Annotated in this window: 16 protein-coding genes, 1 tRNA gene and 1 pseudogene; 13 read left to right on the top strand and 5 right to left on the bottom strand. The window is 45.3% G+C overall.

All coding sequences use genetic code 11. The annotated features are described in order from the left end of the window. Positions 1 to 128 precede the first annotated feature (128 nt). The 7 genes and pseudogenes from IQ257_RS30415 to IQ257_RS26855 form a co-directional block, all read left to right on the top strand. Positions 129 to 296 (top strand): annotated as a pseudogene (locus tag IQ257_RS30415) (IS4 family transposase); the annotation flags it as partial. A gap of 29 nt (positions 297 to 325) precedes the next feature. Continuing rightward, a complete protein-coding gene (locus IQ257_RS30920; RefSeq protein WP_265584584.1) occupies positions 326 to 457 on the top strand; it encodes a hypothetical protein in 132 nt (43 codons plus the stop codon). 73 nt (positions 458 to 530) lie between these two features. Then, positions 531 to 1,115 (top strand): hypothetical protein, encoded by a 585-nt coding sequence (locus IQ257_RS26835; RefSeq protein ID WP_193880339.1) that lies wholly within the window; start codon positions 531 to 533, stop codon positions 1,113 to 1,115. 12 nt (positions 1,116 to 1,127) lie between these two features. After that, a complete protein-coding gene (locus IQ257_RS26840) occupies positions 1,128 to 1,559 on the top strand; it encodes a hypothetical protein (protein WP_193880342.1) in 432 nt (143 codons plus the stop codon). Between the two features lie 23 nt (positions 1,560 to 1,582). Next, a complete protein-coding gene (locus IQ257_RS26845; protein ID WP_193880345.1) occupies positions 1,583 to 2,038 on the top strand; it encodes an HNH endonuclease in 456 nt (151 codons plus the stop codon). Positions 2,039 to 2,057: 19 nt separating this feature from the next. Further along, the gene (locus tag IQ257_RS26850; protein ID WP_193880348.1) at positions 2,058 to 2,219 is read left to right on the top strand and encodes a hypothetical protein; all 162 of its coding nucleotides are present in this window, start codon (positions 2,058 to 2,060) and stop codon (positions 2,217 to 2,219) included. A 29-nt stretch (positions 2,220 to 2,248) separates the two neighbouring features. Then, positions 2,249 to 2,321 (top strand) — tRNA-Arg (locus tag IQ257_RS26855). Positions 2,322 to 2,397: 76 nt separating this feature from the next. Here the strand turns inward: IQ257_RS26855 and fabI are convergent. Further along, entirely contained in the window at positions 2,398 to 3,174 is a 777-nt protein-coding gene (fabI, locus tag IQ257_RS26860; RefSeq protein ID WP_193880353.1) for an enoyl-ACP reductase FabI, read from the bottom strand. A gap of 290 nt (positions 3,175 to 3,464) precedes the next feature. On the opposite strand from fabI, the gene ntcA reads away from it, so the two are divergent. The 3 genes from ntcA to ruvX all read left to right on the top strand — a co-directional run bounded on the left by ntcA (position 3,465) and on the right by ruvX (position 6,184). Then, positions 3,465 to 4,136 carry a global nitrogen regulator NtcA gene (gene ntcA / locus IQ257_RS26865; protein WP_193880356.1) on the top strand — a complete coding sequence of 224 codons (672 nt, stop codon included), beginning with the start codon at positions 3,465 to 3,467 and terminating at the stop codon, positions 4,134 to 4,136. A gap of 121 nt (positions 4,137 to 4,257) precedes the next feature. Beyond that, the gene (locus IQ257_RS26870; RefSeq protein WP_193880359.1) at positions 4,258 to 5,766 is read left to right on the top strand and encodes a DUF3084 domain-containing protein; all 1,509 of its coding nucleotides are present in this window, start codon (positions 4,258 to 4,260) and stop codon (positions 5,764 to 5,766) included. Between the two features lie 16 nt (positions 5,767 to 5,782). Then, positions 5,783 to 6,184 carry a Holliday junction resolvase RuvX gene (gene ruvX / locus IQ257_RS26875; protein ID WP_193880362.1) on the top strand — a complete coding sequence of 134 codons (402 nt, stop codon included), beginning with the start codon at positions 5,783 to 5,785 and terminating at the stop codon, positions 6,182 to 6,184. 61 nt (positions 6,185 to 6,245) lie between these two features. Here the strand turns inward: ruvX and IQ257_RS26880 are convergent, their stop codons facing one another. Next, positions 6,246 to 6,509 carry a DUF3146 family protein gene (locus tag IQ257_RS26880; RefSeq protein ID WP_193880365.1) on the bottom strand — a complete coding sequence of 88 codons (264 nt, stop codon included), beginning with the start codon at positions 6,507 to 6,509 and terminating at the stop codon, positions 6,246 to 6,248. Between the two features lie 248 nt (positions 6,510 to 6,757). Here IQ257_RS26880 and IQ257_RS26885 point away from each other — a divergent pair, with 248 nt between their 5' ends. Beyond that, a complete protein-coding gene (locus IQ257_RS26885) occupies positions 6,758 to 8,230 on the top strand; it encodes a CIA30 family protein (protein WP_193880381.1) in 1,473 nt (490 codons plus the stop codon). A gap of 70 nt (positions 8,231 to 8,300) precedes the next feature. Here the strand turns inward: IQ257_RS26885 and trpA are convergent, their stop codons facing one another. From trpA to ndhL, 3 genes are all read right to left on the bottom strand, one after another. Continuing rightward, on the bottom strand, positions 8,301 to 9,098 hold the full coding sequence (gene trpA, locus IQ257_RS26890; RefSeq protein ID WP_193880369.1) for a tryptophan synthase subunit alpha: 798 nt from the start codon (positions 9,096 to 9,098) through the stop codon (positions 8,301 to 8,303). Between the two features lie 72 nt (positions 9,099 to 9,170). Next, the gene (locus IQ257_RS26895) at positions 9,171 to 9,491 is read right to left on the bottom strand and encodes a DUF3007 family protein (RefSeq protein ID WP_193880372.1); all 321 of its coding nucleotides are present in this window, start codon (positions 9,489 to 9,491) and stop codon (positions 9,171 to 9,173) included. 90 nt (positions 9,492 to 9,581) lie between these two features. Beyond that, positions 9,582 to 9,794, bottom strand: a complete 213-nt coding sequence (ndhL, locus tag IQ257_RS26900; RefSeq protein ID WP_193880375.1) for an NAD(P)H-quinone oxidoreductase subunit L — start codon at positions 9,792 to 9,794, stop codon at positions 9,582 to 9,584. Positions 9,795 to 10,541: 747 nt separating this feature from the next. Here ndhL and IQ257_RS26905 point away from each other — a divergent pair. Together IQ257_RS26905 and IQ257_RS26910 are read left to right on the top strand one after the other, a co-directional pair. Next, entirely contained in the window at positions 10,542 to 11,144 is a 603-nt protein-coding gene (locus IQ257_RS26905; protein WP_193880383.1) for a hypothetical protein, read from the top strand. A gap of 154 nt (positions 11,145 to 11,298) precedes the next feature. After that, positions 11,299 to 11,619 (top strand): hypothetical protein, encoded by a 321-nt coding sequence (locus IQ257_RS26910; RefSeq protein ID WP_228061062.1) that lies wholly within the window; start codon positions 11,299 to 11,301, stop codon positions 11,617 to 11,619. Positions 11,620 to 11,668 lie beyond the last annotated feature (49 nt).

Raw genomic sequence — 11,668 nt, forward strand, 5'->3', positions numbered from 1 at the left:
CTGTTGATTCATTGAGTCAAATCTTGGCTCCGTTAATTAACTAAGTATTTTTACTCAGCCAATACCTCGTTTTAGCGAGCGCCCTTCATACTTCAGTTATACTACATTTTGAAGTGCGGAATGTGGGCTTTAACATCGAGCAAATGTTTCGGGATTTAAAAAGTGGTGGCTATCAATTAGAGAATACAAATGTTGATGGCAATGGCTTAATATCTCTAATTTTACTAATATCTTTTGCTTATAGTATCTCCACCTTTCAAGGACAGAAACTTAAACGCATGGGTGTACATAAATATAGGGCTGCTTATTTACATCTCCAGTAAAAATGCTATATGCAGAAGCGAGTGAATTTAGCTTAGGTTTGTTTAAAAAAGTTAGCTTTCACATCTACGACACTGAGATGGTGGAGCGTCAGGGAGTGCAGTTTAAGCGCTATTTGGTTGAGCAAAGTTTGTGATCGGCACGTTATCCTGATTACAGCTATCACCTTGGGGCATACTAAAAAAGGAAGCCTCCTAAGGAGAAGGTGAATGCCAACAAAGAGTGATTTTCAAGACACACTCAAAGCCAAATACGGCATCAATAAGAATATTACCCAGTCTCTGTCTGCGGTAGAGTGTGAGGAGTTGTTAACCCTGCTACAAGGTCAACCTAGCGCCCTCAAGCTGGTTGAGTCATTCATTGCCAAAAATGAAGAACTCAGCCGAAATAATCGCAACTTTGGTCAGCAGCGCAGTCAAGCACAGAAAAATCTCAAATCTCTCCAGGCAGATCATGAAAAGTTAGAGCAGGAGATCGCAGAGCTAGAAAAATCGAATACGTCACTGGGCGATCGCAGGGGGCAGCTTTCCCAGGAGCAGCAAGAACTGGAAGCCCAAATTCAGGAGTTATCGGCTGAGAATAAGACATTATCGAGCAAAATACAGAGTCTAACTAGTCGCAACGATGAGTTGGTTGATGCTAACGAACAACTCAAAAAAGATAACAAAGACTTAAAGAATATTGTTGACCAAATTCGACTGCGGTTAGCCAGAGATACCAAGATGCTGTTGGAATATGAAGACAGCGAGATTCGCAAGGCTTTGATCAGACTGTTTCGGTGGACGTTAGGGTAGGAGCAAATCATTATGGCAAACCGAAAACGCCAAATTTGCACATTTAGCGGCATGGGCTATCGCAAAGTCCAGCGCTCGAATTCAATCCGTAGGAGTAAGCTACCGAAAATCCATCAAATCTGGCTAAGAGAAAACGACTATAAAAACGTTGGCTGGGATAATGTTATTCGGCTTTATCAAAAAATTAATGAGTTATTGGCTCAGCCTGACGTGGATGATGAACCAACGTTAGAAGACTTATTCTTAGAAGCCGATCACATCGGTCAAAAATATCAAACTCGTGAAGAAATAGAATCCTTTAATCAACAAATGGCTGTTGAAGTGAGCGAGATATCAGACTTAGTTGACCAGCAATTTCCAGAAACGGAATTTGAATTGATTGATTACAGCCAGACTTCTCGTTCCCAGGCAAAAGCAAGACAATATCGCCAGAAAAATCGTTAAATTTACTATCAACAGAATAGACCATGAATCTCCATGATAAAAAGCTAGAAGACCTTTTTAAACTAGCCGATAAGGTTGGCAACAGGCGCTATCACAAACTGACTAGCCAAGATTTTGAAGACTATCGCGAGTTTGATCACTGGCGCTATGTCAATGGTGACGTTGAATGCGGCACGACTCAAGAAAGTAAAGACTGGGTTAGAGACAACTCAGATTGGCATTGTCCAGTTTGTGGTAGTCGATTTGCTGATGTTGGTGGAAGAACCATCGATCATAAACTTCCCCGCGCTCAATACCCTTGGCTATCTTTAGACTTTAGAAATCTGTGGGTAATCTGCCGTAGCTGCAATCGAAAAAAAGGTGAAATGCACTGGTACAAGTACGAACACTATATATTTATCCACTATCCCGATCTCTATCAAGGCATCCAGCTATTTCGCCCAAAGCAATTGCTGAAATCGCTTAAGGTAGATAAATGAAGTTGGCACTTCAGAACTTTTGGCAAGCCTAACTCCGTTTGCTTCTACAGCAGCGATGGAGGAGCAAATTCAGGAGATTTTAACCGCGATATGGCAGTCGGTGTCGATGTCATCGGGTTATGGTGTCGGGAATCTGATTAATCTGGGCAACCATCCGCTCAAGCTATACTATAAGTCTTGATGGTGTGTTATTATAGTTACCACGAATATGGGCACGTAGCTCAGGGGATAGAGCACCAGATTCCGGTTCTGGGTGTCGGGGGTTCAAATCCCTCCGTGCTCGTTTATGATTTTGTCCGGGTAATGGTTTTAGAAAATAGGGGCAATGCCCCTATTTTTTTTAGTTTCTGAGGTTTGAACTACATCCCCATAATTTCGTAGCCAGCATCGACGTATAAAACTTGACCGGTAATGCCGCTAGCAAGATCGCTGCACAAAAATGTCGCTGCATTTCCCACTTCAATCTGGGTAACAGTCCGTCTCAAGGGTGCCACTTGTTCGACATGATGAATCATGTCTAAAATGCCGCCAACAGCAGAGGAAGCTAAGGTACGAATGGGACCTGCGGAGATACCATTGACCCGAATATTGCTTGATCCCAATTCCGATGCCAGATAACGGACACTCATTTCCAGCCCCGCCTTGGCAATTCCCATCACATTGTAATTGGGGATCACCTTGACTCCTCCTAAATAGGTGAGGGTGACAATACTACCCCCTTCTTTCATGAGGGGCTTCGCTGCTGCTGCCAGTCGAGTTAGGGAATAGGTACTGATTTCTAGGGCAGTGGTAAAACCCTGCCGGGACGTATTGCTAAAATCTCCTGACAAATCTTCCTTATCAGCAAAGGCAAGACAATGAATCAAGATATCGATTTTATCCCACTGTTTGTCAATTGCCTCGAATGTCGTGTCAATTTGGGCATCATCCTGGACGTTACAGGGTAAAAAGATACTGGGTTGGAGGGGTTCTACCAGTTCTCTTACCTTTTTCTCATAGCGTCCCTTGTCGTCGGGGAGGTAAGTCACCCCCAAATTGGCACCTGCCGCGTGTAACTGCTGGGCAATTCCCCAGGCAATGGAGCGATTGTTGGCAATTCCAGTGACTAGGGCGTTTTTTCCAGTCAAATTCAGCATAATATCGTATCTTAAGAGCAATGAGATGGTCAGATCACTCAACAAGCGATCGCCAAGAGCGATGTTGCGTTGTATTATGACCCCAAATGGTCAGTTGTCAACTAAATGGGCTAGATGTCCGCTAACACCTCAACAATTATGTAACAATTAGTACAAAAAATATCTGGGACTCATCTTAAGTATTCTTGAATACATTTAGAAATTTGTCTCAGAATCGGTTCGTAAGTTTCAAGCTTCACCGATAATGAACTAATCCCAAGTCGGCAAGACGTTGGCTGAGAGTAATGGATATGGTCGTGACCCAAGATAGACCGCTAGCTGCTGTGTTCCGTCAGATAGGTGGTGGATCGTTTCCACCGGTTGTTGAAACATTTGAGCGGGGGAAGACAATTTTTTTCCCAGGAGATCCGGCGGAACGGGTTTACTTTTTGATGAAGGGAGCTGTTAAACTTTCTAGAGTTTACGAGGCAGGCGAAGAAATTACGGTAGCCCTGTTGCGAGAAAATAGTGTTTTTGGGGTACTTTCCCTGATTACCGGTCATCGCTCAGATCGGTTTTACCACGCCGTTGCCTTTACCCCTGTAGAACTGCTCTCAGCACCCATTGACCAAGTTGAGCAAGCCCTCAAAAATGACTCAGAACTCTCGATGTTGATGCTACAGGGACTGTCATCTCGGATTTTGCAAACTGAAATGATGATTGAAACCTTGGCTCACCGAGACATGGGTTCTCGATTGGTCAGTTTTTTGTTAATTCTCTGCCGCGATTTTGGCTTACCCACAAGTGAGGGAATTACCATCGATTTGAAACTTTCCCATCAAGCTATAGCAGAAGCCATTGGCTCGACACGAGTCACTGTAACCCGTTTGTTAGGAGACTTGCGGGCAGAGAGAATGATTTCAATTCACAAGAAAAAAATTACCGTTCACAATCCAGTCGTTTTAAGTCAGCAGTTTACCTAAAGAGTTATGAAGCATTGATTATGGGTCGATCTCAAGGACGAACGACAAAGGACAAAGGATAAAGGACAATCTAAGAGTCATCCATGAGATAGGCTGTATCTGGATACACTCATCACAAGTGATGACCAGCGCTTACATCCTGATTGTGGCAATTTTACTGTTGGGGGGAGTACTCGCAACCTTAGGCGATCGCATTGGTACGAAAGTGGGCAAGGCAAGGCTGAGTTTATTCAACCTCCGTCCTCGCAAAACAGCCACCGTCGTTACAATCATCACCGGTTGTCTGATTTCTGCCTCCACACTAGGAATTTTATTTGGCTTGAGCGAATCACTGCGGGAAGGGGTGTTTCAACTGGACAATATTCTCAAAACACTCAGACACACTCGCGCTGAAGTCGAGAGCATTGACGCTGAAAAAGCTCAAGTAGAAGGGGAGTTAGCAAAAACGAGAACCGAGCAAAAAACCGTTGAGAAACGTCTTGATGCGATTAATCGCGATTTTCAGGAGGCTCAAGCTCAACTGAAGGATGTTTCTAGACAGGCTACCGTTTTGCGCTCGGAAATTAAGTCGCTTTTAACCGAGCGCCAGGAACTGCTGAAAGAGCGAGAGCAACTTAAGCAGGAAATTGCCCAAATCAGGGAAATAGTCGTTCAGCGCGATCAAGAACTTGAGGCAAAAAACCAGCAACTCGCTCAAAAAAACCAGCAACTCACAGAAAAAGAGCAGCAACTTGCTCAAAAAAACCAGCAACTCACAGAAAAAGAGCAGCAACTTGCTCAAAAAAACCAGCAACTCACAGAAAAAGAGCAGCAACTTGCTCAAAAAGACGAAGTCATCGCCGAGATCGCTCAACGGGAAATTCGTCTCAAAGATGCAGTTACCCAGCGGGAAAGCCGCCTGTTAGAACTTGAACAAGAACTCACGGAACGAGAAAAGCAACTGGCTTTTTTAGAACGGCAAGTCGAAGTTCTAGAACAGTATTACCAGAATTATCAAGCTCTGCGTCAAGGCAATGTCGCTCTTTTACGGGGTCAAGTGCTAGCCTTTGGAGTAGTGCGCATTGTTGAACCTTCAGCAGCGACTCAAGCCATCGATCAACTGCTGCGGGAAGCAAATCGCACAGCTAGTGAAGTTATTCAGCCTCGTAACACTGAGTTCCAAGAACCACTGGTGCAAATTACCGAAACACAAGCAAATCAGTTAATCAATCAAATTAAAGACGGGCAAGACTACGTGATCCGAATTCTCTCAGCGGCTAACTATGTGGTTGGAGAAAAACCGATTCAAGTTTTTGCGGATGCGGCTGTCAATCAAGTCGTCTTTGAAGAAGGCGATATCCTGGCTGCCATCTCTACTGATACGACTATCATGACAGATGAACAAGTCCAGCAACGGATCGATCAACTGCTAGCCGCTTCCCAGTTTCGTGCTCGTCGCGCTGGGGTTTTGGGTAAAATCCAAGTTGGAGATGGTAGCCCTGCCCCAATTGTGCGTTTTATTGAGCAGTTGGAAGAGTATGATGTACCCTTAGAGATAAAAGCTGTAGCCCAAGAGGAAACCTATGCCGCTGGTCCGTTGAAGATACAGCTAGTCGTTACTCAAAATGGACGAGTTATTTTCAGCACCTGAATTGAGCTAGGGTGAAATGATTTTAGGTTTCGATCCAGGACGTGATAAATGTGGTTTAGCTGTGATCGGAAAAGAGCAGCAGCTACTCTACCATCAGGTTGTGCCATCAGGTGAGGCGATCGCTACAATGCAAAACCTGTGGAAGCAATTTCCCATAGAAACCATTGTAATGGGCAATCAAACCACTGCTAAGAGCTGGAAACAAAAAATCAGCAGCGACTTACCCATAACCGTACCGATTATTTTAGTCGATGAACGTTACAGCACATTAGAAGCACGCGATCGCTACTGGCAAATGTATCCCCCCAAAGGACTCCAGCGCCTCATTCCCCAAGGAATGCGCCAACCCCCTCGACCCATTGATGATATCGTTGCCATCTTACTAATCGAGCGCTACTTAAAACATTCTACTTCCTAATTCTTACCGAAAAATTGGGTCTAAAGCCTCGTTCTTCACTTCGACAAAGGACTGAGGAGTGTCAAAATTGTGCCCGAATCGTAAACGCATAATCCCCACCTGGTTCTAGTTGATAATCACACCGCTCTAAAAATCGACCGAGGGGTTCCTGAATCAAGGCGCGTCCCAAGGAAGGTCTAACAGACAAATTACCTTGGCGGAAGCACCACTGAAACTTCCACTGATAATCTGCTGCTTGGACTTCCCCTTCAATTTTTCCCTGTTGCCAGGAGTGCCGCGTAATCCGAACATGGGCAGTTGTTTCTGGCAGATTCTTAGAACTCACGGTTGAAATAACTCTGAGAAAAACTTCGCTACAGGAGACTGAACTCATCCTACGACTGAATATAGGTGAGATTGGACTGCACTCCGCTAGCGCTAACGCTAACGAGTCAATACAGATATGCCATAGCACATTTGTACATTAATCATCAGTCAATAGTACTCACTTTACTAGGAATTCCTTTCCCCTTTGCCCAAAAGCTGCCCTCGAGCGAGTTCGATACACTGAAGAAAACGCTAAAGGAGGGGATGATGACTGACAAAAATAGCGCTCCATGGGACGCTGGCAGATTTGTAAAAACCTTGACCTACTTCGAGGCAATCCCTTTCATTAGCTGTTTGCAGCGGCTATTTTCAGGTCGTGAAAAGAACGAACAACCAAATTTGGGTGGAGGAAAACGAGTGGGAGTTATACTCGTCGCCGGAGCAACGGGTGGAGTTGGCAAGCGAGTCGTGCAGCGTCTGCTAGAGCGGGATTATCGGGTACGCGCCCTCGTGAGAGATACCCATAGAGGGCGGGAGATGCTGGGTGAAAAGGTGGAACTATTTGATGCCGATATTACTATCCCAGAAACCTTGACTCCTGCACTCATGGATAGCGTCTCTGCGGTAATCTGTTGCACTGGGGTGCGAGTGCAACCTGTAGAAGGAGACACTCCCACCCGTGAAAAATACTATCAAGGTATCAAATTTTATATGCCAGAAGTTGTGGATAGCCCCGAAATTGTAGACTATCAGGGTATCAAAAACTTGGTGCAAGTTGCTGCCAACCATCTGGAACCGGGAAAACAACTCCTCTTTGACTTCAAAAATCCATCTGAGAATTTGAAAGAAACCTGGGGCGCTGTAGATGACGTGGTGATGGGTGGTGTTAGTGAGAGTTCAATCCGCTTGATTGAGAATGCAGCCCTCTTTAGCGGTAATGTATCAACAGCAAACTCTGGTGGTTTTGCGTCGGTGCGCACTCGAAACTTCGACCCATCGGTTAATTTGGCTGGGTACGAGGGGATCGAACTGCGAGTAAAAGGCGATGGACAGCGCTACAAATTCATTCTCCGCACGGAAGCCAGATGGGATGGCATTTCTTATTGTTTTTCCTTTGATACTCAGAAAGATCACTGGATTAATGTGCGCATTCCCTTTGATGACTTAATTCCTGTGTTTCGCGCCAAAACTTTACAGGATGCCGAACCCTTCGATTCCAGTCACATTTACGCCGTGCAATTGATGCTGAGTAAATTTGAGTACGATGGCGCATTGAACCCGCATTTTCAACCCGGAGGATTTGCCTTGCAGGTGGAAACCATCAAAGCTTATGGTGGAGCTATCTTGCCACAATTTATGATGATCAGTTCCGCTGGCGTGACTCGTCCGGGGCGTCCGGGGATCAACTTGGAGGATGAACCGCCAGCGGTGCGGATGAACGACCAACTCGGAGGCATTTTGACTTGGAAGTTGCGGGGAGAAGATGCCGTGCGCGAGAGTGGGCTTCCTTACACTATCATTCGACCCTGTGCCTTGACTGAAGAACCGGGGAGCAAAGGTTTGGTGTTCGAGCAGGGGGACAATATTCGGGGTAAGGTGAGTCGAGAGGATATTGCTGAACTTTGCGTGCAGGCGTTAGAGCAACCCCTGGCTTCTAATGTCACCTTTGAAGTGAAAGAGGCAGATAATAGCGATCGCTCTTCTGACTGGGAAAAACTTTTCTCTGGTTTGACACCTTAAACTAATACTTACCAGGGACAGGCATCTTGCCTGTCCTAGGGAATAATTTATTTTTTGGAGTTCTCTAAAGCTAATCTCTAATTGCTGATTTCAAATTCTGGCAAAACTCTCCAATCGCTTTCAATCCTTCATCTGGCGTCCCTTCTGCCAAGCGTTTCACGAAGGCACTGCCGACAATCACTGCATCAGCTCCCCAATTTTTCACTTGTCGGGCTTGTTCGGGTTGGGAGATGCCGAAGCCAACCCCAATCGGTTTGTCGGTTTCTGTCCGTATCTGTTGGAGTAAATCGGGAATTTGGGATGCTAGTTGGTTTCTCATCCCCGTGACACCCGTGACGCTGACTAAGTAGATGAAGCCCTGAGAATGTTTAGCGATCGCTTGAATTCGTTCTTTCGGACTGGTGGGGGCAACAAGTAACACCACTTCAATCCCAATATCTGCCGCTGGCTTCATTAAGGATTCAGCTTCTTCTAAAGGCAAGTCTGGCACAACTAGTCCCTGAACCCCAGCCGCAGCTATTTGTTTTAAAAATAATTCGATGCCTCGGTTGAGGATGGGATTGTAGTAGTTAAACAGAATAATCGGCGCGTTTAGATCTGGGGTAACGTCCTGTGCGATCGCTAAAACATCATCCAACTTTACCCCTCGCTGCAAGGCTCTAGTCGCAGCGGCTTGAATCATAGGACCATCGGCTAGGGGATCGGAGTAGGGGACGCCTAGCTCTATCACATCTGCACCGGATTTGTCAAGGACGAACAGGGCTTGAGCGGTCGTCGCTAAATCGGGATCGCCAGCCGTAATGAAGGGAATTAGGGCGCATTGAGAGCGCTGGCGTAAGGACTGGAGGCAATGGGAAATTTTGGTCATTAGTCATTAGTCATTTGTCATTAGTCATTGGTCATTTGCTAAGAACCGATGACCAAAACCTTTGTCAGCTTACTATCGATCTGCTGCTTCAGAACGTTTCTCCTGTTCGATTTCCGCTTGCAATTGGGCGAGTTCTTCCGGTGTCAAGGATTCAAGACGCTTTTGCAACACAGCGTCTTCGTAGTCCTTTACTTGCTGGTTGTACGTCATATTTTTCGTCGCGGCTCGAAATAGATAGGTTAGCACCCAACCGAGCAAGCCACTGACTAATAGCGCTTGACTCCAGATTCCTGCCTGTAGGCTATCCAGACCCGCTATCTGTAGAATTATATAGACAATACCACCAGCGGCAAAGACACCAATGGCAATCCCGACTGCATCAATTTTTCGCATTTAGCAACAACCTAGCCGCTCTGATTTGAGAGATGGGATTGGGAGTTTAGACGTTTTGGGCAACTTTAGTAATCTCAAGTTCCATACCCCTTATCCCTGAACTTGGCGTCTCTTGAGGCGAAAGTTCAAAAAGGGACTGAAGAGCAGCAAACCTGGGAAGAAGAAGAATACCAGGAAGTACAGGACAAGGCGCTCAACGGAGCTGGCAATGTACCACCGCTTTTGCAGGTAAAAATAAATTGCCAGAGGAATGACTAAAAGGTAAAGTCCGCCCAGAGCTAGATATAGCAGTGCAACAACCATCGTTTAGAGTTGGGGAAACGAATCGACAAGGTGGTGAGTAACACCCGATGGGTGTCAGCTCGACCCTACTATCTTACCTTGACCGAGTTCCCCAATTTCTTAGTTGCCGATAAGTCCTATTTAGTGATGCAATAGGTATAATAGAGTGGCTCTGGAAAAATTCCAAAGCTGAACCGCAACTCAATCTGGGGGCGTGGCGGAATGGTAGACGCTACGGACTTAAGTAAATTGAGCCTTGATGGAGAAATCTATCAAGTGGATGCTCTCAAATTCAGGGAAACCTAAGTCTGGCAACAGATAGGGCAATCCTGAGCCAAGCCGGGAAGAAAATCTCGGAAGGTGCAGAGACTCGACGGGAGCTACCCTAACGTGAAGCCGAGGGTAAAGGGAGAGTCCAATTCTCAAATGCCAGTTCTGGTAGTGGCGAAAGCTACAGGGAGAATGAAAATCCGTTGACCGTAAAAGGTCGTGTGGGTTCAAGTCCCACCGCCCCCATCTATCAGTAATTTTTTTAAAGTATGTTTTTGCTGCTCCGGTAGGTGTTCAGTGAAAAATAATTTGTCATGCGGGTCGTGTTCAGAATTATCTGCGACCGGAGTATATTGAAAATTAAAATGGACTAAAAGCTTTACTTAATAATTAGTCCCCTGAAGAGGAGTTGAGCTATTCGCTGTGGGAATTGATTCCCTGGCAGATGGGGTTGGTAATCGAAAAATTTGTCAGTCAATGACAAGCAAGGATAGGCAAATGGCTTATAGTGACTTTACTACGTTAAGTAAATTTAAGAAGGCGTTTAACTTACATATTGATGAAGAATCTGATTTATTTGCCACTGTAGACGCTTTACAGCCAAGTGAGCCTTTAGCCACTACTTTAGAGGAAACGGTTGAGCTGGCTCTGGCGATTAATACAGAAAAAGCTCGGTCGGAAATGATTATTACGCCGATGTTATTGGAGGTAAGAAGAAGGGCAAACTATCAAATTGCTTTATTCTCCGGTTCAGACTTTAATGTTGATTTTGAAAAAGGGTTGAATGGCTATTGTGATTTTATTATTAGTCGTTCTAAGGAGCAACTAACAATTAATGCTCCGGTAGCGATTGTTGTAGAAGCTAAAAATGAGAATATTAAAGGCGGATTGGGGCAGTGTGCGGCGGCGATGTTGGCAGCACAGTTATTTAATCAGCAGGAAGGAAATGATATTAAGACGATTTACGGAGCGGTGACGACAGGAGATATTTGGAGGTTTCTAAAATTAGAGGGTTCTGAGGTGTTTATTGATTTGAGTAATTACTATATTAAAGATGTGGATAAGATTCTAGGAATTTTATTTAAAAGTATTCAGAATTGACTACCCGAATATAGCCATCTCAGAGTTGTGCATCTGAATGCGCCCAAAGAAACACACGCTTGGCTGTCAAATTTGGCAGCATAGAAAGTGGGATTCCCCCCGTCGCTTTAAAGTAATGTTAAAAAAAATCATCATAATCTGCCTGTCCTTAATTTTGACAGTTGCGATACTACCTCGCATCACCCTAGCTCAATCAACAGCCGCCATAGAATCTCGCCTCTCCCGCCTAGAAGCTGAAAATTTCCAACTGCGATCGCAAATCAACCGCATTGAGTCTCAGCTATCATCCTTGAGTGGGCGAACATCCACCCAAAACCGCACTCCCAATCTCCCAGTTCCCCCAGTTTCCCCCAGAGCAAATCGGCAAATTTTGTCATCCGATCCGATGTTTGACCGTCTCGCTACACTAATTATCGAACTTAAGGAACGAGTGCAAGTGTTAGAGGAGCAAGTTACCGAACTACAGCAGCAATAGCCATTGAAAATTCAGAAGTCAAAATGGTATTCAACCTCCCCTGCCCCCC

It is taken from the genome of Coleofasciculus sp. LEGE 07092 (assembly GCF_015207375.1).
In the GTDB taxonomy this organism is placed as follows: domain Bacteria; phylum Cyanobacteriota; class Cyanobacteriia; order Cyanobacteriales; family Coleofasciculaceae; genus LEGE-07092.

Excerpts from the sequence above, each read along its gene's own strand:
- IQ257_RS30920 (WP_265584584.1), top strand. The coding sequence starts at position 326 with ATGCTATATGCAGAAGCGAGTGAATTTAGCTTAGGTTTGTTTAAAAAA.
- IQ257_RS26835 (WP_193880339.1), top strand. The coding sequence starts at position 531 with ATGCCAACAAAGAGTGATTTTCAAGACACACTCAAAGCCAAATACGGC.
- IQ257_RS26840 (WP_193880342.1), top strand. The coding sequence starts at position 1,128 with ATGGCAAACCGAAAACGCCAAATTTGCACATTTAGCGGCATGGGCTAT.
- IQ257_RS26845 (WP_193880345.1), top strand. The coding sequence starts at position 1,583 with ATGAATCTCCATGATAAAAAGCTAGAAGACCTTTTTAAACTAGCCGAT.
- fabI (WP_193880353.1), bottom strand. The coding sequence starts at position 3,174 with ATGCTGAATTTGACTGGAAAAAACGCCCTAGTCACTGGAATTGCCAAC.
- ntcA (WP_193880356.1), top strand. The coding sequence starts at position 3,465 with ATGGTCGTGACCCAAGATAGACCGCTAGCTGCTGTGTTCCGTCAGATA.
- IQ257_RS26870 (WP_193880359.1), top strand. The coding sequence starts at position 4,258 with ATGACCAGCGCTTACATCCTGATTGTGGCAATTTTACTGTTGGGGGGA.
- ruvX (WP_193880362.1), top strand. The coding sequence starts at position 5,783 with ATGATTTTAGGTTTCGATCCAGGACGTGATAAATGTGGTTTAGCTGTG.
- IQ257_RS26885 (WP_193880381.1), top strand. The coding sequence starts at position 6,758 with ATGACTGACAAAAATAGCGCTCCATGGGACGCTGGCAGATTTGTAAAA.
- trpA (WP_193880369.1), bottom strand. The coding sequence starts at position 9,098 with ATGACCAAAATTTCCCATTGCCTCCAGTCCTTACGCCAGCGCTCTCAA.
- IQ257_RS26895 (WP_193880372.1), bottom strand. The coding sequence starts at position 9,491 with ATGCGAAAAATTGATGCAGTCGGGATTGCCATTGGTGTCTTTGCCGCT.
- ndhL (WP_193880375.1), bottom strand. The coding sequence starts at position 9,794 with ATGGTTGTTGCACTGCTATATCTAGCTCTGGGCGGACTTTACCTTTTA.
- IQ257_RS26905 (WP_193880383.1), top strand. The coding sequence starts at position 10,542 with ATGGCTTATAGTGACTTTACTACGTTAAGTAAATTTAAGAAGGCGTTT.